Below are 22,050 nucleotides of genomic sequence, written 5' to 3'. Positions count from 1 at the left end.
GCGGTGGGCCTTTCTTAGCCTTTTTACTAACCCCGTTCAGGACATTTACTTATGCCCTTGCCCACTTTTCTAAACCTAATTTGAGTTTTGGCTGAATTTATCATTACTGGTCAATAGCATCCTGAGTATGAGATTCACTAAGAAGGTGGCAGCAGTTGGTGCCGCCATTGCCATAGCGCTAGCGGGTGCACTACCGCATCAGGCGCTCGCTACAGAAGTAGCCCCATCCCCTAGTACCGCTACCATCACCGAGCGTGGTCCCCTTGGACAGTCCGGTCGCTGGTTTACCGACGGTGATGGCCGTGCTTTCCTCACTCAGGGGTCGAACATCGTCTACAAGCACGATCCTTACACCCCAGAGGCCGGAGGCTTTAACGAGGACGATGCTGACTGGCTCGTGCAGCAGGGCTTCGACTCCATGCGAGTCGGCATTATCTGGAAAGCAGTAGAGCCAGAGCCTGGCGAGTACAACGACAAATACCTGGATTCCATTGCCCGCACTATCTCCATGCTCACTGAGCGTGGAATCGCGGTCTTGGTCGATGCCCACCAGGACATGTACAACGAGAAGTTCGAAGGCGAATTTGCCCCGGATTGGGCTGTCATTGACGACGGCGTTCCCAGCCTCTTAAAGGTTGGCTTCCCCGCTAACCAGGCTCTCAATATCGGACTCATTAGGGCATACGACAACTTCCTGAATAACCGCGAAGGGCCAGGCGGCGTTGGGTTGCAGGAGCGTTACGCAGCCATGTGGGGCCATGTCGCCAAACGCCTTGGCGACATGCCGGGACTGATGGGCTACGACATCATAAATGAACCGTGGCCAGGCTCCGCATACCCACTGTGCTATCTGGCTCTCGGCGACTGCGGCCCGGCTAAGGAAAAGCTCGATGAACTGCACCAGAAGGCTGCCAATCAGATTGTCGACAAGGACCCGGACGCTATTGTCCACTACGAGCCCTACTCCATGTGGAACACCGGATTGAACACGAATCCGGCAGCCCCGGAGGTTCCTGAAACCGCTGGTACGGCCCTCAGCTGGCATGTCTACTGCACCACGAATGCCCTGTTCAACACCTACACGGGCTGTGACTTTTTCGATGGTCGCGTCTTCGACAATGCGGAAATCGTCTCATCCGGTAACGGCTCGGCCACACTGCTTTCCGAGTTCGGCGCCACCGACGATGCCGATACCCTCAATGGCGTAATTTCGCTTGCCCGCCGCCACATGGTCGGCTGGCAGTACTGGTCCTACTGCGGATGCAACGACCCGACGACGCAGAACCAGAAGGAACAGGGCATGGTCTTCGACCCTACTGTTCCAGGACCTGTAGGTGCCGATGCCTTCAACCGCGACAAGATGACCATCCTCGCCGCTCCACACCTGCGAGCGGTCGCAGGCACCCCGCAGGCTACTGACTGGAACCGCGACACCCGTGTCTACAAGGCCAGCTGGAACAATAGTCGCGTCGACGGCACCGGAGTTTTCGCACCTGGTTCCACCAGCGAGCTCGTTGTGCCCTCAATCAACTTCCCGAATGGGTTCACAGTGAATGTCGAGGGTGGCCACGCCACTGTCGCTGCCGATGGCCAGACGGTTCATATCGTCTCCACTGCTGACCACGTGTCAGTCACCATTCGGCCGAAGTAGAACCAACCGCTCGATTCACCAAATCACGCCCTGTGGATTCTTCCGCAGGGCGTTTTTCGTGCCGCAGGGTCCTCCCACACCATCGGACCGAAAACGCCGAACAAACTGAGCCACAAGCACCGCGAATATAATGGCTTCCATGACCACTCACGAGAATTTTCCAACGGTCCGACACACAATTTTCCAAAACTCACTGATGTCCGCACTGCTCGATGGCATCTACGACGGCGAGATGACCATTGGCGAAATCCTTGGTCATGGCAACTTCGGCATCGGCACCTTCGACGGTCTCGATGGCGAAATGGTAATCCTCGACGGTGTTTGCTGGCAGGTGCGTCACGACGGCTCCGCGACCCGGGCCACCATGGATCAGCGCAGCCCCTACACGGTGGTGACCAACTTCGTTCCCCACACGGTGATGGATGCGCCGGAAAACCTGACTCGCAAGGAAATTAGCCCCATCATCGATTCCCTGGTGCCGAGCCAAAATTTTATGTACGCACTGCGGATTACCGGCGAATTTGAGTGGGTGAAGACTCGAACCGTCGTAAAGCAGGAAAAGCCGTACCAGAAGATGGTTGATGCGACGGAAGAAGACGCGTCGGTTGATTTTGAGAACCTGCGGGGCACGATTGCGGGCTTCCGCACGCCGGTGTACGAGAAGGGAATTTCGGTGCCCGGCTGTCACGTGCACTTCCTTGCGGAAGGCGGCACCGGCGGCGGGCATGTGCTGGACTTTAAGCTGCGCTCGGGCACTATCGAACTGTGCCCGGGCACTGACCTGCAGCTTCGCCTTCCGCTAACGGCGGAATTCTCGGATGCTGACCTGGATCCGGAAGACCTGGATGAGCAGATTCACAAAACCGAGGTCAAGGAGTAAACGCTAGTCTCCCGGGCGGCCAAGACGAGTGACGTAGGCACGGGCGGTGACGTGCATCTCTGCAGGTAGCGCCGCAATGCGTTCCTGCAGCACCTCCGGGTGAATATGGCGTGCCGACGGGCTCATACCGATCTGCGCGGCGATTGCACCCTGGTTGAGGTTCATACCGAACTCCACCAGCTCCGGGTCGCCAACAGGCACGAGGTGCCCCTCTGCCTGGGAAATCATGCGCTCGACCTTGCCGCGCTCGACATCAATGATGCCCAGTGGCTCACGAAGCTCACCCAAGTGACCAGTGGTGGCAGTCAGAACCACAAGCTGGCCGCCCGGCTTGAGCACGCGAGCGAACTCCTCCGCGTTGCGAGGTGCGAAGACAACAGTAAGCGCATCGATGGAACCATCACGCAGCGGCAACCGTGCCCACGCATCGGCCACAACCGCACCGAGGCGCGGGTGGCTCTTGGCCAGGTGCTTGGCGGCCGGCACAGACACATCAATGCCTACGCCACGAGAATTGGGAATGCTGTCCAGCGTGTGTGCGAGGTAATAACCAGTGCCCGCACCGACTTCGCAGATGACTGGGCTGGCGGCTTCGGACACGTTGGCGTCGTCAAGCACGTCCTGGACGTTGCCTGTAACTGCCTCAACGAATGGAGCATAGTGGCCACCAGAGAGGAACTCCTCGCGGGCGGTAATCATCTTGGCGTCATCGCCGGTGTAGCGCAGGCCAGCCCCACCGGCGAGCGTAACGTAACCCTGGCGGGCGACATCATAGCTATGTCCGGATTCGGACTTCAGAGTCATTCGTTCGGCATCACCAAACTTCAAATCAGTGCCATCGATGGGGTCAGCAAGCACATCAATGATGTCAGCTAGCACGTCGGTCACTCCTCAAACTGAGCTAGAAAAATAATTTTCACTATCTTAGCCCGTGTCGAGCTCAGCCAAGTAACTCCAATGCGAGTTACTGACTACGTTTATGACAAAAATTGCCCGAAAACTGGCTTGAAAGTGTCATAAACTCGCACAGTTTCACATTTGCAGCCCGTACTTTTTGTTCATAACCCCTCATTCGAGCCGTTATCACCTGAAAAAGAAAAGGCGACCTACACCACCTGTGTAGGTCGCCGCTGGGTTAAAACCGGACAGGCTCGCCTCTACCCGGCCTCTACCCGATACCCTACTACTCTGCTACTCCACTACTGCTACAAGCTCTGCACCGAGCTCCTTGGCTTCCTCCGGGGACAGTTCCACCACCAGGCGCCCACCACCATCTGCGGGGACGCGCATTACAATCTTCTTGCCCTCTTTAACTGCCTCCAGCGGACCATCACCGGTACGCGGCTTCATTGCTGCCATGTGAACTCCTTCGTTCTAAGACGTTGTCGATGCAGGAGACGACCAGCCACCCCAGCTCGGCTGTGGTAGCCAGGAGATTGACAATCCCGGTTCAAGACCTCGGTCTAAGACCCCGGCTCAAGATCCCGGTTTAGAATCCCTGTCGGCATTTTCGACTACTTCTCTTCATCATAGTCCTTTGTTTCACGCAGCGGCATGGGTGAAGCGCCTCAAACTACGCCCCTTACACCAGCCCACGCACCGGATGCAGTGGTGCAAAATCACCGGAAATAGCCAGAGTCATACGGCAAACATCAAGAGTTTCGGACACCTGATGCGAACGGAACACCGCCACGCCGGCAGCTGCCGCATGGGCGGTCGCAGCCAAGGTGCCGGGCACACGCTGCTCGACCGGGCGGTCCAAAGTCTCACCGACGAAGTCCTTATTCGACAGCGCCATGAGCACCGGCCAGCCTGTAGCCACGAGCTCATTGCAGCGCCGCAGAAGCTCGAGGCCGTGGTAGGTGTTCTTGCCAAAGTCGTGGGTGGGATCGATGAGGATGCGGTCCTCCGGCACGCCAGCGTCCACTGCCCTCTGGGCGAGCTTGCCGGTTTCTGAGATGACATCGTCCACGACGTCGTCGTAACGCACGCGAATCGGATTGGTGCGTGGCAGTGCCCCACCTGTGTGCGAGCAGACGTAACCCATCCCGTGGGAACCCGCGACTTCCAGCAGCTCCGGGTCATGGCCCGCCCAAGTGTCATTAATGAGGTTGGCGCCAGCGTTAATGGCGGCCTCTCCGACTTCGGCGCGCCAGGTGTCGACGCTAATGTGCAGGTCAGGATAGCGCTCGCGGACCTTCGCGATGGTCGGCACCACGCGCTCGATTTCCTCGGCAACAGTTACTTCTGCACCGATACCGGCCTTGACGCCGCCGATGTCGACAATGCCCGCGCCTGCCGCAACAACTTCGTCGACGCGAGCAAGCGCAGCCTCCTCCGCAGCCGTCGCGCCACGGTCATAGAAGGAATCCGGGGTGCGATTGACGATGGCCATCACCGTCGGCACCGCGGAGTCCTGATAAAAACTCCGCACAGCGTCCTACCTTTCGCTGAAGCGACGGACTCGGCGGAGCTTTTCGGAAACGTCAGAGGTCGGCTCACACTCTTCCAACAGCTTTTCGTGCGCGGCCTCGATGTACTCGACCGCTTCGTCAATGGAGTCGGTGACCAGGAAAAGGTCCATATCAGTCGGAGAAATCAGCTCCATGGCCACTAGTTTCTCACGCATCCAATCAACCAGCCCCGACCAGAACTCAGTGCCGAGCAGCACGATTGGGTGATTTTCCACCTTCTCGGTCTGAACCATCACCAGTGACTCAAAGAGTTCATCGAGAGTGCCGAAACCGCCCGGCAGGCAAATAAACGCCTGCGAGTACTTCAGGAACATGGTCTTCCGCACGAAGAAGTAGCGGAAGTTCATGCCCAGGTCGACCCAGTCATTCAAGTGCTGCTCGTGCGGCAGCTCAATGCCCAACCCAATGGACAGGCCGTCGGCGTCGTAGCAGCCGCGGTTGGCGGCTTCCATGATGCCCGGGCCGCCACCGGTGATGGTCGCGTAACCCGCCTCCGCCAGCGCCTTGCCCAGGTCGAAGCCCCACTGGTAGTAAGGGCTATCCTCTGGCAGACGTGCCGAACCATATACCGTCACCGCCGGCGGAATCTCCGCCAACGCACCAAAGCCGTCAACGAACTCCGACTGAATGCGCAGCACACGCCAGGTATCGTTGTGCAGCCAGTCCGTGTTCGGATTGTGTGACAACAGCCTGCGGTCGGTCGTAGACGCCTGCGGTTCGCCCGCCTGTCGAATCGCGATTGGGCCGCGGAGTGCACGGCGCTTAGCTGGGGACGGAGTACGTACAGGTTTCATAACCTCACAATGTATGCCAGCAATGACATACGCGCACCCGCTCGGCGAGGGTGGGGTGTGATTCTAGGCTCACTCAGCCACCGGCGCGGTGGTCAAGTACCGCCGCACATCCTCCCACAGTGCCGTTATGCACTCGACCGGAATCTGCTCATCCTTCTTGTGGCAGTACGCCGGGTCACCCGGGCCAAAGTTCACCGCAGGAATGCCGAGCGCCGAAAAACGCGCCACATCGGTCCACCCAAACTTGGGCTTTACGACGTCGCCTGCGACCGCAACCAACTCCTTCGCAGCCGCCGCATGCAGTCCAGGCAGCGCCCCAGGGCTCACATCCTCGACATCGACGGTGAGGTCCTCGGGCGCGAACTCGTCGAGTCCAAGCACCTCTCGGAAGTGCGCCATGGCCTCATCGGCGCTGCGGTTGGGCGCGAATCGGAAGTTGACTCGCAGCACCGCCTCGTCGGGAAGCGTATTGGTAGCAACCCCGGCCTCCAGCCAGACGACGTTGAGCCCTTCGCGGTAGGCCAACCCGTCGATGTCCACAGTCTGCGGCTCATAGGCGGCAATCCTCGACAGCACCGGTGCTAACTTGTGCACGGCGTTGTCGCCGAGCCACGCCCGAGCCGAGTGTGCACGTGTGCCGTGAGCGGTCAGACGCAGGCGAATAGAGCCCTGGCAGCCGGCTTCGATGACATTGCCGCTGGGCTCGCCCAGCAGAGCGACATCGCCAGTCAGGAGCTCCGGATGCGACTCACTCAAGTGCCGCAACCCGTTGAACTCCGCGGCGACTTCTTCGCATTCGTACATGATGAGTGTCAGGTCGCGCTGCAACTCCTGGCTTGCCGCCAGCGTCGCAAAAGCATGCAGGTAGACCGCGTCACCGCTTTTCATATCCACAGTTCCGCACCCAAAGAGTGCGTCTCGTCCCTGCGCGTCTACCCCACGCGTCGAGGGCACATTGTCCGCAGTTGGCACCGTATCCAGGTGCCCTGCCAAAATCACGCGCTGCGGTAACCCCCGATGGGTCCGCGCAATCACGTTGTTGTCAATGCGCAGGACCTCAATCGACTCATCTGCCTGCGCGACCTCACGTAATGCCGCCTCGACGGCATCCGCTATCGCGGTCTCATTGTGGGACACCGATTCGATGTCCACCAGTGCCGCCGTGAGGTCTACAGGATCTTGGAGCAGATTTAACTTCGATTTCACATCAATTAAGCGTACAAACCATTGTGCGCCAGCGAAACCAGAATTTTGTGATGAATATGCGCCGCACGACCATTGATCGCATCCCCATTGGCGGGCGCGCCACCACCGAGGAACAACGCCAGCTCATGCGGTTCGGCGGAGGTCACACCAATTCTCCCCTCCGCCGAGCGCTTAAGCCCATCAGCCACCTCAAAGACCAGGGTTTTCGCTCCTTCCGGGAGAGTTTGGGCAATGATTGCCTCCGGAGTTTCGCTTGTCGACGACCCCGGCGCCCGCTCCTCCCCCGCAGAATCGGTCGCCTCTCCGTTTCCGCCATCCTCCTCGACAACGCCCGCGCCGGGACCATAGACCACAGCTACACGGGAGCCATAGACCGCAATCACCGGACGCAGCTCATTCGTGCTGACAATCACCGTAGAACCGGCCAGCGGCTTACAGACGGCCGCGACAATCTTGGCCGTTGCGTGTGGCAGCTGCACTGGAGTGGGATCGATGTCTCGTCGATAAGCAGGACGAAGCGTTTCGGCGACATCGCCCAGCTCATCGCGCTCCCACATCGGCAGGGCATCGATGCGTGCCTGCTGATCGCGGTTCTTGCGCTCCAGCAGAAGACGGGCGATCATGCCACCGCCGAGCCCCACTGCGATGGCAACTGCGATAACCAGCACAAGACGGTTCGGCGCGATGAGCGCAACCACTGCGGCAATAGCCACACCGACTGCGCCAATTGGCATTGCTCGCGGCGGCAAAACGAAACCAAAGAAGCTGGCTACGGCGAGAATCCAAGCACTCAGCAGTGCGAATCCGACATAGAAGACCACCGGCAGGGACAGGACGAAGCCGAGTCCGAGCACACTGACAGCAATGATGAGGCTAACTAAGAACCACTGCTTCATTTTCTGTGTGCTTTCAAGGCCAGCTAGGGGCATAGTTCATCCTTCCGCGAAGATTCCTTAAAGGGATACTAATATTAAGAATCATGATTACATCTGGTGCTGTCGCTACGGGAATCGCCAATATCGCAATGGACGGTACAGTTCTCGATACTTGGTTTCCCGCACCTCAGTTAAGCGATGAGGTCGTAGAATCGAGCACTCACCGGCTCGGCGCCGCTGATCTGACCCCACAGTTGCTTCGTCAGGTGATTTTGGACGAGGATCGCCGCGTGGAGCAGGTGGCAGTGCGCACGTCCATTGAGGATTTGTCCAAGCCTGCTGTCGACCCGCACGATGCCTACCTGCGCCTGCATTTGCTCTCCCACCGCCTGGTCAAGCCGCACCAGCTAAACACCAAGGGGCTCTACGAGCTACTCCATGTGGTGGCGTGGACCAACAAGGGGCCATGTCTGCCGGACAACTTCGAGCAACTGCGCACCCACTTGCGCGTCCGCGGTCTGATTCACGTCTACGCCATCGACCGCATGCCGCGCATGGTCGATTATGTGCTGCCCGCCGGTGTGCGCATTGCAGAGGCCGAGCGCGTGCGGTTGGGCGCTTACTTGGCACCGGGTACGTCCGTACTGCGCGAGGGATTTGTCTCGCTGAACTCGGGCACTCTGGGCCCATGCAAGATTGAGGGACGTCTATCCTCCGGTGTCGTCATTGGCGCGCACACGAAGGTGGGACTGTCGGCCTCCATCATTGCCGCTCATGACGATTCCGGTCAGCGTAAGCCGCTCACGGTTGGCGAGCGCTGCCACATCGATATCGCGGCCGGCACCGTCGGCGTCAGCCTCGGTAATGACTGCATTATTGACCGAAGCATCCTCATTGCCCCCGATACGCCCATCGATGTCCCCGCGGAGAACCGCCGTATTCAGGCATGGGAAATTTCGGGCCGCGACAACATGCACTTCTACCATCACCCGGACCACTCGGCGGTGTGCGTCCGCCGCACGGAACGCCCGGGCAATGACGAAGGTGCCGCTGCTTTCGCTCAGCTTGCCGACGTGCCGGATGAGCTGGCCGGATAACCTACTTTCGGTGCTCGTGAAGGCACATTAGTTGACCCCAAAACGGTGAATGGGGGTAAACCCGTAATACGGTTATTGCCCCTGTTATCAGCGAGGTAATGTTTGCGACATGACCGAATCGCAAATTACCTCCACCTCCGGCGAGACAGCTCAGCTGGGCAAGGGGCTGCAGGTTCGACACCTGACCATGATGGGTCTTGGCTCCGCAATCGGTGCCGGTCTTTTCCTTGGTACGGGCGTCGGCATTAAGGCAGCTGGCCCGGGTGTTCTAGTTTCCTATGTCATCGCTGGCTTCATTGTCGTCCTCGTCATGCAGATGCTCGGCGAGATGGCCGCTGCCCGCCCGACACCGGGTAGCTTCTCCACTTATGCCGAGATGGCCTTTGGCTCCTCGGCTGGCTTTGTCCTCGGCTGGCTCTACTGGTTCATGCTCATCATGGTGCTCGGCGCTGAAATTACCGGTGCCGGTGCCATCATGGGTGCGTGGTTCGGTATTCCGGGCTGGATTCCAGGCCTGATCTGTGTTGTCTTCTTCGCTGTAGTGAATTTGGCGAATGTGCGCGGTTTCGGCGAGTTTGAGTTCTGGTTCGCGTTCATCAAGGTCGCGGTGATTATCGCGTTCCTGGTCATTGGCGTTCTTCTTTTCTTCGGTCTGCTGCCAGGCACCAGCTTCGTCGGTACGACGCATATTGCCGAGTCCGGATTCCTCCCGAATGGCGTGTCCGGCATTGCCGCTGGTCTGTTGGCCGTGGCCTTCGCCTTCGGCGGTATCGAGATTGTCACAATTGCCGCTGCTGAGGCTGAAGATCCGCAGCGCTCCATCGCTGCTGCTGTCCGCTCGGTAATCTTCCGCATCTCTGTGTTCTACCTGGGCTGCGTGACCGTCATCATCCTGCTGTTGCCGTACTCCCAGATTGACGGCGCTGACTCCGCAGCTGAGTCGCCGTTCACCCAGGTTCTGAAGCAGGCAAACATTCCGGGTGCCGTTGGCTTCATGGAGGCCATTATCGTTCTGGCGCTGCTGTCCGCGTTCAACGCTCAGATTTACGCAACCTCTCGCCTGGTCTACTCGATGTCCACCCGCGGTGAGGCACCGCGCTTCTTCGCCCACACCAATGAAGGCGCAGTTCCGAACCGTGCGGTCATCATGTCGATGGTCTTCGCCTTCGTCTCCGTTGGCCTGCAGGTTGTCTTCGACGGCTCGAGTGTCCTGGTCTTCCTGCTGAACGCTGTCGGCGGCTGCTTGCTGGTGATCTGGCTGGTCATCGCCCTGTCCGAGATTAAGCTGCGCCCGCAGATGGAGGCCAACAACGAGCTTTCCGTTCGCATGTGGGCCTACCCGGCACTGTCCTGGGTAGCGGTCATCCTAATCCTGGGCCTCGCTGTTGGCATGCTCACCGATCCTGGTGCTCGCCAGCAGGTTATCGCCGTTGTGTGTGTCACTGCGTTCCTTGCCGTGCTCGCTGCACTGACTAAGAAGAGCCGCACCGCGGCCCGCGAGGCTCTCGAGTCCAGCGAAAGCAACTAGCCCATGACAATTAATTGCAGGGTCTAACCACCCTGCTACCCCTATCCGAACACTTCCTTGCTACACATTTGCGGAGCACTTTTCATAGATAGGGATATGCCGGTAGCCTGTTTTCCATGAAATTTGGAGCACAAGCTACCGGCATTGCCACTTTTAACAACGATACTGTTCTCGACGTCTGGTTCCCCGCCCCCAAGCTCATCGAAGAGGGCGTGGCAACCTCCACCACGACCGGAACCATCGACGCCGACGCACTGCCCGAAGATTTCACCTACCTCGCAGATCTGGCCGTAGCCGATGCGGACCGCGGCACCACCCGCCGTCTGGTCACAGCTACCATCGCTTCACTCGATGACGCACCAGTCGACACCATCGATGCCTACCTGCGTCTCCATCTGCTGTCCCACCGCCTGGCCGCCCCCAACAGCATCAACCTGGACGGCATCTTCGGCAAGCTCAACAATGTGGTGTGGACGAATTTTGGCCCCTGTGCTGTCGAAGGCTTCGAGGTAACCCGAGCCAAGCTGTCGCGCCGCGGGCCTGTCACCGTCTACTCCATCGATAAATTCCCCCGCATGGTCGACTACGTCACTCCCACCGGAGTCCGCATCGGTGACGCTGACCGCGTGCGCCTTGGAGCCCATCTCGCAGAGGGCACCACAGTCATGCACGAGGGCTTCGTCAACTTCAACGCAGGCACGCTTGGACACTCCATGGTGGAAGGCCGTATCTCTCAGGGGGTCGTCGTCGACGACGGCTCCGATATCGGCGGTGGTGCGTCCATCATGGGCACACTATCCGGTGGAGGTAAGGAAGTTGTGTCCGTCGGCAAGCGATGCCTACTCGGTGCGAACGCTGGACTCGGAATCTCGCTCGGCGATGACTGCGTACTCGAAGCCGGGCTCTACATCACTGCCGGCACCAAGTGCCTCGTTGCCCTAGACGGTGTGAAGAAGACGCTCAAGGCCCGCGAGCTCTCGGGCGGATCGAATATGCTCTTCCGCCGCAACTCGCTCTCTGGTGCAGTCGAGGTTGTGCCGTGGGCTGCCGAAAAGGTGAAGCTCAGCGCGGAGCTGCACGCTAACTAAGGGGTGGTCGGCACGTCTGCCGGGGCCGCGATATTCCGCGCGCTCCGGTAGGTACGTCGCTCACCAGTGACGGGGTCGACAAAGGCCAGCGCGGTTGCCGTCAATCGCAGCTGCGGCGTGTACTTTGGCGCGCTGCCCGCGCTTGCCGACGGCCCCTGCGCCCCCGCTTTCCGGCCATAGGTGTCCTCACCGAGAATGGGATAGCCTAGCCAGTCCATCGTCGCCCGCAGCTGATGCGTGCGGCCCGTATGGGGCTGTAGCCGCCAGCGCCCCACCTGCATGCGACTCCCGCAATGCCCACAACCACAGCCGACTGCGTGCAGCGGAATGCTGGTGCTGGTCGCACCACCGCCATGGCTGTTCGCCAGCACATCGCCGATGTCCGCGGCTACTCGGCCGAGGAAGGTCACGGTTGTGCGTGCGAGCTTGAACTTGGGATTCTTCGCGGCAGCGCGAGCGAAATCGTCGGTCTCCACGACTTTTACTCCGCGCCCCGCCGGGTTGGGATCGAGCAGAAGCGTGACATCCCTGGTTTCCCCCACATGCCAATCATCGGGCATCACGGTGAGGCATTCGTATTCTTTGGTGATTTCCTGGTTTTGGAAAAGCTGCTGGTAGCGCGCACGGGTAGCCGGATTCCGGGAAAGCAACAGCAGCCCACTGGTCAGAAGATCCAGGCGGTGAACGGCCACTATCTCCGGTTCCCCGAGACTACGTCGCAGTCGCTCCTGCACGGTATTGGCCACGATGCGGCCATTGGGAGTCGCCGGCAGAAAAGGTGGCTTGTCTACGACCAGAAACTCATCGGTGTCGGCCACAATTGTCGGCTCAAAGGGGATGTACTCCTCGCGCTCGTGAGCGGCGGCATCGACTTGCGCTGTCTGACGGTTCTTCTCAAGTCCCCACCAAGCATCTCGGTTGCCTCCGGCACGTCCCACGGCACACTCCCTTTTTTATGATTTGGTCTATGCCGATGTCGGCACCGTTTGCAGCATTCGGCCTACTAGAGCCAGCACATCTGGCCGGGGCTAGCCGCGAATACGCGCCGCCGCCACTTCGATGTCGCTGAGCGTCGCTGTGAGCCCCACCCGTACGTGCTGCGCACCCTTGGGCCCGTAGAAGCTACCCGGTGCGACCAGGATGCCGCGTTCAGCCAGCCAATCAACTGTCTGCCAGCAGTCTTCCCCGCGAGTAGCCCACAGATAGAGCCCGCCCTCGGAGTCATCGATACGAAAACCTGCGGCTACCAGTGCATCATGCAGAATCTCACGGCGGTCACTGTAGCGCTGCTTTTGTTCGGCCTCGTGGGAGTCGTCGTTAAGCGCGGCGATCGTGGCGTGCTGGATGGGCCCCGGCACCATCAGCCCCATGTGACGGCGCACGGAAACCAGCTCGGCAATGAGGTCCGCGTCGCCGGCGAACCAGCCGGTGCGGTACGACGCCATGTTCGACGTCTTGGACAGCGAGTGGATAGCCAGCAGGTTGGTGAAATCACCGTCGCACACTCGCGGGTCGAGAATACTGACTGGCTGTTCGGTCCAGCCGAGCCCCAAGTAGCACTCGTCAGAGGCAACGATTACGTTCCGAGCACGCGCCCACTCAACCACCTTGCGCAGGTGTTCAACACCGAGGACCTTGCCGTTGGGGTTGCCCGGGGAATTGATGAACATCAGCGTCGGCGACGCGGGACCGATTTGCGTCAGCGAGTCCGCACGCAGCAGCTCAGCGCCTGCGATACGAACACCGACCTCGTAGGTGGGATATGCCAGCTCGGGGATGACGACGGTGTGCCCCGCGCCTACGCCGAGGAGAAAGGGCAGCCAGCCAATTGCTTCCTTCGTGCCGATGACCGGAAGCACATTGCAGCCGTTGACCGCTGACTCCAGTCCCGTCACGCCGTAGCGCCGCGCCATCGCTGCAACAATCGCAGCACGTAGCTCAGGCGTGCCGACGGTCTGTGGGTAACCCGGTGCGGCAGCACCTTCGGTAAGGCCCTTCCGGATTATCGGAGCGACTTCATCGACTGGTGTGCCGACCGAGAGATTCACCATGCCCTCTTCATGCGCAGCCGCAGTGGCTTTCGCCTGCGTGAGAGAATCCCACGGAAACTGAGGCAAAAGAGAACCGGGAGTTACGCGCTTGCGGGCAGCTGACATGGGCGGTGATGAAGTCCTTCCCGGGAAAGAAATAGCTTTAGTCCTCTGTGGTTTTAGTCTTCTGCCTGCGGCGGCAGAGCTGCCACGAATGGCACATCGAAGTCCTGGGGGCCGAGCTTGGCGGCACCGCCCGGGGAACCCAGCTCATCGAACCAGTCGACATTGGCATCGATGAATTCAACCCACTCATCCGGAACATCGTCCTCGTAGAAGATGGCCTCGACTGGGCAGACCGGTTCACAAGCGCCGCAGTCCACGCACTCATCAGGGTGAATGTAAAGCATGCGCTTGCCCTCGTAAATGCAGTCAACCGGGCACTCTTCAACACAGGCACGGTCGAGGACGTCAACACATGGCTGGGCAATGATGTAAGTCATGGTTTTAGGTTTAAGAACCTTTCTCACAAGATATGGGATGAGGCTTTCGCTATCTGTCGATTATGCCGTTCCGACGAGAAACAGAGCAAAATAGACAGAGCGGTATATTCAGATTGGAGTCTACACCCAACGTGGGTGTTGTTTTCAACTGGCTCCAGAAAGAGCCACATTGATGCGGGCCTGCCCTGTATCAATTCCTCACCGTCTCCTGCAGTATCCGCTGCGGTTTTCGCTAGAGTGCCCGCAGATGGCGCAGTGGCCAGGCACCGCCCAGCACACCGCAAACAAGCAGCAGCACTGTTCGCAACCACTGCCCCATTGCCAAGTCCCCACCGAAGGGCAGCACTGCCCACAGCAGAATGCCTGCAAAGCCCAGCACCCAGATGACAGTCGGAATTGCAGCTTTGGAGCGATCGCGTGTCCACAGCAACGCTGTGTTGGTGATAATCAGATTGGCAATATAGGCCAGCGGAATGGTCCACGGCAACGGAATAGCAACCGAGCCGATGGTAATCCACGCTCCGAGGAAAACTACTTCAATCACCAACGCTGCCAACGCAGCCAGCGACAGCCAGACTAGCGCTACTGTGACCTCCCCCTGATGGAAGTTCTCGCGTGGCTGCGAACGTTCCGGGTCACCCCAATAGCGCTCATCCCCGAATGTGCGCTTTTCAATACTCAAGCGCTCGTTCTTCAACTTTCCGCCAGCAGCGTTAATCAAGTCTTCGCTTTCGTGAGGCTGAGGGTTACTCATCGTCCGCACTCCCCTCCGCTTCCAGATCCACGCTCGGTACAGAGTCGACGCTCGCTACCGGCTCTGGCAGTAATTGGATATTCACCAGCTCCCCCAGCTCTTCCAGGGACGCAGCGGTCGCCGTACCAAAACGGTATGCCTCAGTCGGTGTCACCGGCTGACACAGCAAATTGGAAAACGCCCAGACGGCTCGCGCACGACCAGAGCCGTCGGTCTGTCCATAGACAGCATCAGGATTGACCTCGCTAACGGAACCATCGGCGAACCACACTTGTGTCGCATGCGCGCGCATGGCCTCAACCTTGGCAGCCACAGCGGCATCATCCAGCTGAACCTCGAAATGGCCGGTCACGGTAGCGAAGTCGTCGACATCGCACGCCTGCCAGGTCTCCGGCACCACGGTAATGGCATCCAGTCCCGCCGCCATTGCCTCACGATCGGTGACCGCCCACAGCGTCGGAAAGCGATTTCCGCACGCCGCGACAGTGATATCGTGCGCACGAATGTGGTCCGGATGCCCATAGCCACCATCGGCATCGTAGGTAATGACCAGGTCTGGCTGCAGCTCATCGAGGATGGTGCGAAGCTGGGCTACCGCCTCATCACCTGAGTTCATGAACGCACGGGGATGCTCATTACCCTTGTCCCCTGCCATACCGGAATCACGCCAACGCCCGGCACCACCGAGGAAACGTGGCGCATTGTCTGGGCTATTGGCCCCCAGCGCACGCAGCGCCGAGCGCAACTCGGCGACGCGGAAACCGCCCAACTGGTCAGCTTCATCAGCAACTAGCCCCTGGTACGGCGCGCCGATGACCTCTCCCAGCTCGCCCATCGTGCAGGTCACTACGCTTACCGACGCTCCGGAGCGCGCGGCAGCCGCAATCAAACCACCTGTCCAAATGGACTCGTCATCTGGATGTGCGTGAACAAAAAGTAACTTCACGGGCTTTCTTACTTCCCCTTGTTCTCCTGGTCGGCGTTATCGCGGACTTCTTGGTTCTGACCCGAACCGTCCTGCTCAGTATCTTCGCGCGGACTATCTCCCGGTTGAGAATTCTCAGACGATTCTCGAGTCCCGCTTTGCGTCGCGACTCGGCGAATCTCACCCAGAACACCGAGGCGGCCCAACACTGGGTCATCGGTCCACTGCGAAGAGTCCTTCCGCCCAGTAATTGTAATTTCCGGGCTGACGACCGTCAGCAAGCCGTCTTTCACCAAGGTCAGCTCGATACTGTGGCCAGCAATGATATCGGCGAGTTCAGCGGGCAACGCAGAACTGTCGGGAGCGAGCAGCTCATCAACCTGCGGGTCACAAAGGCCGGAAAGATTCTCGCTCCGAGCAGCCGATTTCGGAGCGACAGATACTCCGCTGAGGTCAGCCGGCTCTGCTGAGGTAGAAGATGTGGACTGCTCAGACGATGTTGTCCCGTCCAGCGAGCTCTGCTCTTCAGCGCTCTTTCCCCGGTCTTCACTTGGTGCAGGTTTTGTCGAACTGTCAACGCCCTCAGACTCAGACTCGGATTCTGACTCAGACTCGGTAGCCGACTCTGCGCCTGCTTCATCCAAGTCCTTCGGCGGTAGCGAACTGATCGAGCCTTCCGTACACGCATAGCGTTCCCGGGCCGCCTGGACGGAATTGGGCTGCTCTGCCCATGCCACCACGGCATCGACGGTTCCGTAGGGCAACGAAGAACGCAGCATGTCCGCCGGTGAATACGAAACAACGGTGGCGGGGATACCAGCTGCAGTCAACTGGTCAGCGACCGCAAAAGCCGCAGCGCGTGCCGCTATACCGTCGCTAATGATGCCGATTCGTAGCGGATTGTCCTCAGTAAAACCGGCCTGTGGCGCCTCGGTTTTCTCCTGGTCACGACCGTCACCAGAGCCACCTGCGATTCGGCGCCCGGTGGCCACCTCTGAGACCTGTGCAACGTTGATGGTGTTCAGAATGGCCCGGCGGACGGATTCGTCGGCAAGCCTGCTCGACGCGAGGTTGGTACTGAAAACCAGTTCCCGGTTGGGCTCATGGAAGAACTCAGCAACACCGGGGATCAGACCGTACGTCAGCTCAGACGTCTCCGTCGGACGGACCTGCACGGCCTGGATCTGCTTCGAACGCAGTTGCTCCGCACCATCGATGGCACTACGCATGGCACGCAGCGTAATAACCTCCGAGGCTGCTGGCTGCTCACCCCAGTAGCGGTCATTTCGAACCAGTCGAATGATGTTGCGGCCGACATCCATCGACTCGACGGTGTACTGCCCACCGGAGGCCGGCAAACGGCTGGCCAGCCCTTCGGAAAAACCATCAGTGTTCGACCGCATCAAATGCGCTGGCAAGAGATGTGCAAACAGGCGCTGCCAATGCGTAATCGGCTGAGTGAACGTCACATCAATCTGACGGCCACCGTCGGAGACATCAATGGATTTAATCAGCTCATAAGTCGCCGTATCCAGCGATCCTGGCGTGGACGTGACTTGGGAAAATAGGTAGCGGAAGTCCTCGCCACTGATTGGCGTGCCATCGCTCCACTGCGCCCCTTTTCGAATGCGGTAGCGGACATGCTCTGCCGCTACCGTCGGATCCGTGATGTCAACATCGGCCGCTTTCCCGTTTCCAGCTCCGTTTCTGGCGTCACCGTCTTTGCTGTCATCACTCTCGATGACCTGCACGGAATCCAGCAAGTCGGAGTTGAGAAGCCATTGGGGAGCTCCTGCCGAGCGAGCATTGGCAGCGTTATCCACCACTCCGGGAGCTTGCGCGGCGGCACTAGCGTCACCAGCCTCGCCCTCTACCGGCGCAGGGGTGAAAACACTAGGCAGTGTCAGTCGCGCTACCAGGCTGGTCACCGGGGAGACGTCGGCAAGCAAATGCGGATTGAAGCCTTCGACAAACTCGTCGACACCGACCGTGACTTCACGCATCTTTTTGGCCTGGTCAGCGGTGTCTTCCTGCTGCACCGGCGCTTCCTGCTGCCCGGGCACAGTCGGAGCGTCCGAGGGGCGAGCCATGCACGAAGACGCCAAAGCCGCCGTCACGCAGAGTGTCGATGCTACGAAAAATCGACGAGAAGCTGCGTGACGACGGCTGCGAATAAACATATCCACGAGATTACTCGACACCTGACCGAGTCAGTTACCCCGAGACTGGTTTTCAGGTGGCCCAGTCCCCTACCAACCCGAATTACTTCTTATTCATGGCCTTCGCGCGGGAACGAGCGCGAGCGCGATCGGTGGCGCTGAGGATCTGCTTGCGTACGCGAATGCCCTCCGGGGTGACCTCAACGCACTCGTCAGCACCACAGAACTCCATAGCCTCATCGAGGGAAAGCTTGTGCGCCTTCTCCAGAGTCACGGTCGCATCAGCCGAGGCTGCGCGCATATTGGTCAGCTTCTTTTCCTTGGTGATGTTGATGTCCATGTCCTCATCACGCGGATTCTGGCCAACGACCATGCCCTCGTAAGCCTGGTCACCCGGCTCGACGAAGAAGGTGCCGCGGTCAGAAAGCTGAATCAGTGCGTAAGCGGTGATCTGGCCGGTACGGTCAGCCACCAACGATCCTGTCGGACGGTCCTTAATCTCACCAGCCCACTCGCCGTAGCCGGCCGAGTAGTGATTGGCGATACCGGTGCCCTTGGTCTCCGTCATGAAAGTAGTGCGGAAGCCAATCAGACCGCGGGACGGAATGAGGAACTCCATGCGCACCCAACCGGTGCCCTGGTTACCCATCTGCTCCATGCGCCCCTTACGAGCCGCCATCAGCTGAGTGACAGCACCCAGGTGCTCTTCAGGAACATCAATGGTCAGGTGCTCGTACGGCTCCTGAACCTTGCCGTCGACGGTCTTGGTAACAACCTGCGGCTTACCGACGGTCAGCTCAAAGCCCTCACGACGCATAGTTTCAACCAGAACGGACAGCGCCATTTCACCACGGCCCTGCACCTCCCAGGCATCCGGGCGCTCGGTCGGCAGCACGCGCAGCGAGACGTTACCAATCAACTCCTGGTCCAGGCGGGCCTTGACCATACGAGCGGTCAGCTTATCGCCACCACCCTGGCCTGCCAGTGGCGAGGTGTTCACGCCGATCGTCATAGAAATAGCCGGCTCATCGACCAGGATGCGCGGCAGCGGGTCCGGATGCTCGGCATCACAGAGAGAGTCACCGATCATGACCTCGTCGATACCGGAGATAGCGGCGATGTCACCAGCAATGGCCTCTTCAGCAGGTACGCGGGTCACGCCGACGGTACGCAGCAGCTCCGCGACCTTCGCATTCTTGACATGCTCATTGCCCTCGGAGTCGTAATGAATCCACGAAATCTGCTGTCCCTTGCGGATACGGCCCTTATGGATACGAATCAGACCAATTCGACCGAGGAAGGAGCTGGAGTCCAGGTTGGTAACCTGCGCCTGCAGCGGGGCATCAATCTCAGCGGACGGCTCCGGGAGCACCTCGGTGATGACGTCGAACAGCGGCTGCAGGTTCTCAGACTCCGGCAAGTTGCCGTTACCCGGGTTCTCGGTAGAAGCCTTACCGGCACGACCAGAGGCATAGAGAACCGGCAGCTCAAGGTTGCGCTCAGCGACCTCAGCAGCTTCCGGGTCTTCCAGGGTGGAGGCTAGCTCGAGCAGCAGATCCTGTGCTTCCTCGACAACCTCGTCGATACGTGCATCTGGGCGGTCAGTCTTATTGACCACGATAATCACCGGCATGCAGGCAGCAAGCGCCTTGCCCAGGACGAAGCGGGTCTGCGGCAGCGGACCTTCAGAGGAGTCGATCAGCAGCACGACACCGTCAACCATGGACAGTGCGCGCTCCACCTCGCCACCAAAGTCGGCGTGACCAGGGGTGTCAATGACGTTGATGATGAGGTCTTCGCCGTTCTTGCCCTCACCTTTTCGGCGAATAGCGGTGTTCTTCGCCAAGATGGTGATGCCCTTTTCCTTTTCAAGGTCACCAGAGTCCATCACTCGGTCTGCAACTTCTTCGTGGTCGCTGAAAACGCCGGACTGCTCCAGCATGGCGTTCACGAGAGTGGTCTTGCCATGGTCGACGTGTGCGACAATGGCGACATTACGGAACTCGGTATCGCTCACAGGCGGATAGCTCCTAACAAGCTAAGAGGACTAAAAGAAAAAGATACGGCCTTGCTCTAAAGGACTGTCTTTACGACTGCCTTTAACGCCCCGCATCAACGCGTAATAAAGCGTTCTACAGTGTACTCCTTCTTAATGCCCCTGCACATCTGGCAGAGATTCTCGCAACCCCGAGCACCTATCCGTCATGCAAAGTGGCACTGCCGCGCCACCCTTAGGGATAAATTACCCCCTTACTGCACCCCCGCTTTACCGACAGCCATAATGGCACATCCGCCAACGCCACAACGCTTCACGACGGCAATCTCTCAGCCCGCCATGTGATAGATGTGACCAAATGCCATAGTTGTAACCCCACGGGATGAGACTTGACTTCACCCGCTTACACACTGCGAAACACCATTAACCCCATACATACGCATTTCGCCTCAATTTTCACAATCATCTCGTTCTACATCACAAATCACTCTAATTAACTTGCGACACGCGAGAATCCGTGCGTTAATCTCCTGAGAAGATTCTGAACATTTCTTTTTCAAATCTTTCCAATTCCCGTTGGAGTCGTTCTAAGATGAGCAACGATTCCGAAATTTTGATTCCGACTCCAATAGCCCACGAATGAGAGGTTCTTCACCGTGGTTTCGACTGGACGCTCTTTCCTGCGCCGTGCCGCAGCGACCTTGGGTGCAGCTGCAATTCTCACTGCGGGCATGACTCCCGCCGCTTCTGCTTCCCCGTCGCTGGACTCCCTGAACATCGCTTCGCCGAATCTCTACGGCAACGCGCGCGACATCATTAACTCCCCAGGCGTTCCTGAGGAAATTTCCAGCGCACTGAACAAGGGAATTGACTTCCTGACTGGTGAGGGCGAGGGCGAGCCGGGCTTCAAGGTTCCGGAAGGTGCCCCGAAGACCAACCAGTTCCTGCTGCCTACTGTTGCCGACAAGTGCATCGGCGGCGAAGGCCGTTCCTTCGGCCTGGCCACTACCGTTCCGGGCCCGGCAGACCTGCCGCTGCCAGGTGTTCCAGAAAACCAGCTTGGCTTCATTTTCACTGGCCTGGGCACCAAGCAGCTGGCTAAGCAGCAGGACACAGAGATGAATGTCTACTGGGTCAACGTTGCTAACGGCAAGTACGGCAAGACCACCCTGGAGAACAACGGCATCAACGCCGAGGAGGGCCCGGGCGCTGTCAACGGCACCGCTGACACGGGCAAGGGCGTGGTCATCGCTGTCATGCAGGGCGGTATCACCACTCAGGAAGAGCCTGGTCCGACCAACTGCAGCTACACTCCGACCGCCGGTGTCTTCCCGGTCGGCCTGAACTAAGTTTTTCTAGTTCTCCCCTAGCCCTTTTTGCATCACGTATGCAGAAAGGGCTTTTCTATGCCCAAAAAGGCAACCCCTACACGTTAAGGTATTCGCATGTCCACTTCACCGGCCACTTCGGCTTCGACCGCGGCAGCTCCTGCACTCTCCCCAATTCGCTCGAGTCAGGACACACATCCTCCGAAAGTCGAGACCTTTGACCTACGTGAAATGGTCAACACCGACCCCAAGGGCTTTCAGCGCAATGTCGATGAGTTCCGAACTCTCACACCCAGCCGCCTTTATATGCGCCGTGGGATGGATCATCCAAAGTTTGGATATCTTGAGTCATTCCTGCTTGCCGACGAAGGGTTGCGCATCAGCATTTATCACTTCCGCCCGGGCGTGAAGGTGGAACACCAACGCTACGTCGATATTGTCAGCATCGACCGGACTGATCCGCAGTGCTGGCGTATGACCGATTTGTATCTCGACATCCTGCAGGCACCGACCGACCCTGAGGCCATAGCTCCCCTACCTGGCGATGCGGCCACACAGATTCGAGTTGAAGATGTCGACGAGCTCGTCGCGGCTCATACTCAGGGACTGATTAGCGATGAACTCACCGAGTTCGCTATCGAGACCACACTGACTGCACGCGCCGCAATCGCTGCACACGGTGACAACATTGATGCGTGGATGCAGACTTTGCACCTCGATGCGACGTGGGCTGATGCCGTTGAGCTTTCGCCTGCGGCCTAG

The 22,050-nt window shown here is 59.1% G+C and carries 20 protein-coding genes; 7 read left to right on the top strand and 13 right to left on the bottom strand.

All coding sequences use genetic code 11. From position 1 onward, the window contains the following. Window positions 1–127: 127 nt before the first annotated feature. Both QP995_RS00460 and budA read left to right on the top strand, forming a co-directional pair. Window positions 128–1,651 (top strand): cellulase family glycosylhydrolase, encoded by a 1,524-nt coding sequence (locus QP995_RS00460; RefSeq protein ID WP_284852798.1) that lies wholly within the window; start codon window positions 128–130, stop codon window positions 1,649–1,651. 139 nt (window positions 1,652–1,790) lie between these two features. Continuing rightward, window positions 1,791–2,531: an acetolactate decarboxylase gene (gene budA, locus QP995_RS00455; RefSeq protein ID WP_049171946.1), complete on the top strand. Its 741-nt coding sequence runs from the start codon at window positions 1,791–1,793 to the stop codon at window positions 2,529–2,531. Window positions 2,532–2,534: 3 nt separating this feature from the next. Here budA and QP995_RS00450 read toward each other — a convergent pair whose 3' ends face one another. The 6 genes from QP995_RS00450 to QP995_RS00425 form a co-directional block, all read right to left on the bottom strand. Then, window positions 2,535–3,410, bottom strand: a complete 876-nt coding sequence (locus QP995_RS00450) for a methyltransferase domain-containing protein (RefSeq protein ID WP_284852797.1) — start codon at window positions 3,408–3,410, stop codon at window positions 2,535–2,537. A gap of 312 nt (window positions 3,411–3,722) precedes the next feature. After that, window positions 3,723–3,890, bottom strand: coding sequence for a DUF3117 domain-containing protein (locus QP995_RS00445; protein WP_005509573.1), 168 nt, complete (start codon window positions 3,888–3,890; stop codon window positions 3,723–3,725). 223 nt (window positions 3,891–4,113) lie between these two features. Beyond that, a complete protein-coding gene (gene folP / locus QP995_RS00440) occupies window positions 4,114–4,926 on the bottom strand; it encodes a dihydropteroate synthase (protein ID WP_070437943.1) in 813 nt (270 codons plus the stop codon). A gap of 45 nt (window positions 4,927–4,971) precedes the next feature. Next, entirely contained in the window at window positions 4,972–5,799 is an 828-nt protein-coding gene (locus QP995_RS00435) for an LOG family protein (RefSeq protein WP_070429515.1), read from the bottom strand. Between the two features lie 69 nt (window positions 5,800–5,868). Next, on the bottom strand, window positions 5,869–7,005 hold the full coding sequence (dapE, locus tag QP995_RS00430) for a succinyl-diaminopimelate desuccinylase (protein ID WP_284852796.1): 1,137 nt from the start codon (window positions 7,003–7,005) through the stop codon (window positions 5,869–5,871). A gap of 5 nt (window positions 7,006–7,010) precedes the next feature. Then, window positions 7,011–7,901, bottom strand: a complete 891-nt coding sequence (locus QP995_RS00425) for a hypothetical protein (RefSeq protein WP_255456290.1) — start codon at window positions 7,899–7,901, stop codon at window positions 7,011–7,013. Window positions 7,902–7,984: 83 nt separating this feature from the next. Between QP995_RS00425 and QP995_RS00420 the strand changes: the two genes are divergently transcribed. The 3 genes from QP995_RS00420 to dapD all read left to right on the top strand — a co-directional run bounded on the left by QP995_RS00420 (window position 7,985) and on the right by dapD (window position 11,593). Continuing rightward, the gene (locus QP995_RS00420) at window positions 7,985–8,977 is read left to right on the top strand and encodes a 2,3,4,5-tetrahydropyridine-2,6-dicarboxylate N-succinyltransferase (protein ID WP_049193666.1); all 993 of its coding nucleotides are present in this window, start codon (window positions 7,985–7,987) and stop codon (window positions 8,975–8,977) included. 124 nt (window positions 8,978–9,101) lie between these two features. Further along, complete coding sequence (locus QP995_RS00415) at window positions 9,102–10,505, top strand: amino acid permease (protein ID WP_275043520.1); 1,404 nt, start codon at window positions 9,102–9,104, stop codon at window positions 10,503–10,505. A gap of 116 nt (window positions 10,506–10,621) precedes the next feature. Then, window positions 10,622–11,593, top strand: coding sequence for a 2,3,4,5-tetrahydropyridine-2,6-dicarboxylate N-succinyltransferase (gene dapD, locus QP995_RS00410; RefSeq protein ID WP_049193664.1), 972 nt, complete (start codon window positions 10,622–10,624; stop codon window positions 11,591–11,593). Here the strand turns inward: dapD and QP995_RS00405 are convergent. The 7 genes from QP995_RS00405 to typA form a co-directional block, all read right to left on the bottom strand. After that, window positions 11,590–12,531: a pseudouridine synthase gene (locus QP995_RS00405; RefSeq protein WP_284852795.1), complete on the bottom strand. Its 942-nt coding sequence runs from the start codon at window positions 12,529–12,531 to the stop codon at window positions 11,590–11,592. The two genes, dapD and QP995_RS00405, sit on opposite strands and share 4 nt — an antisense overlap. A 90-nt stretch (window positions 12,532–12,621) precedes the next feature. Further along, window positions 12,622–13,749, bottom strand: a complete 1,128-nt coding sequence (dapC, locus tag QP995_RS00400; protein WP_284852794.1) for a succinyldiaminopimelate transaminase — start codon at window positions 13,747–13,749, stop codon at window positions 12,622–12,624. Between the two features lie 53 nt (window positions 13,750–13,802). After that, the gene (fdxA, locus tag QP995_RS00395; protein WP_005509435.1) at window positions 13,803–14,126 is read right to left on the bottom strand and encodes a ferredoxin; all 324 of its coding nucleotides are present in this window, start codon (window positions 14,124–14,126) and stop codon (window positions 13,803–13,805) included. A 232-nt stretch (window positions 14,127–14,358) separates the two neighbouring features. Next, on the bottom strand, window positions 14,359–14,880 hold the full coding sequence (locus tag QP995_RS00390) for a hypothetical protein (protein ID WP_016422392.1): 522 nt from the start codon (window positions 14,878–14,880) through the stop codon (window positions 14,359–14,361). Continuing rightward, a complete protein-coding gene (gene mshB, locus QP995_RS00385; RefSeq protein ID WP_284852793.1) occupies window positions 14,873–15,826 on the bottom strand; it encodes an N-acetyl-1-D-myo-inositol-2-amino-2-deoxy-alpha-D-glucopyranoside deacetylase in 954 nt (317 codons plus the stop codon). Before mshB ends, QP995_RS00390 begins: the two co-directional genes overlap by 8 nt. Before the next feature lie 8 nt (window positions 15,827–15,834). Beyond that, window positions 15,835–17,985: an ABC transporter family substrate-binding protein gene (locus tag QP995_RS00380; protein WP_049172722.1), complete on the bottom strand. Its 2,151-nt coding sequence runs from the start codon at window positions 17,983–17,985 to the stop codon at window positions 15,835–15,837. An 82-nt stretch (window positions 17,986–18,067) separates the two neighbouring features. Further along, the gene (gene typA, locus QP995_RS00375; RefSeq protein ID WP_016422389.1) at window positions 18,068–19,981 is read right to left on the bottom strand and encodes a translational GTPase TypA; all 1,914 of its coding nucleotides are present in this window, start codon (window positions 19,979–19,981) and stop codon (window positions 18,068–18,070) included. Window positions 19,982–20,616: 635 nt separating this feature from the next. Here typA and QP995_RS00370 point away from each other — a divergent pair. After that, window positions 20,617–21,309: an Rv1157c family protein gene (locus tag QP995_RS00370; protein ID WP_016422388.1), complete on the top strand. Its 693-nt coding sequence runs from the start codon at window positions 20,617–20,619 to the stop codon at window positions 21,307–21,309. Between the two features lie 96 nt (window positions 21,310–21,405). Continuing rightward, entirely contained in the window at window positions 21,406–22,050 is a 645-nt protein-coding gene (locus tag QP995_RS00365) for a ribonuclease FAU-1 family protein (protein WP_070866565.1), read from the top strand.

The organism is Corynebacterium sp. MSK032, assembly GCF_030232065.1.
Lineage (GTDB): Bacteria > Actinomycetota > Actinomycetes > Mycobacteriales > Mycobacteriaceae > Corynebacterium > Corynebacterium jeikeium_D.
This window is presented reverse-complemented; position numbering and strand designations above follow the sequence as displayed.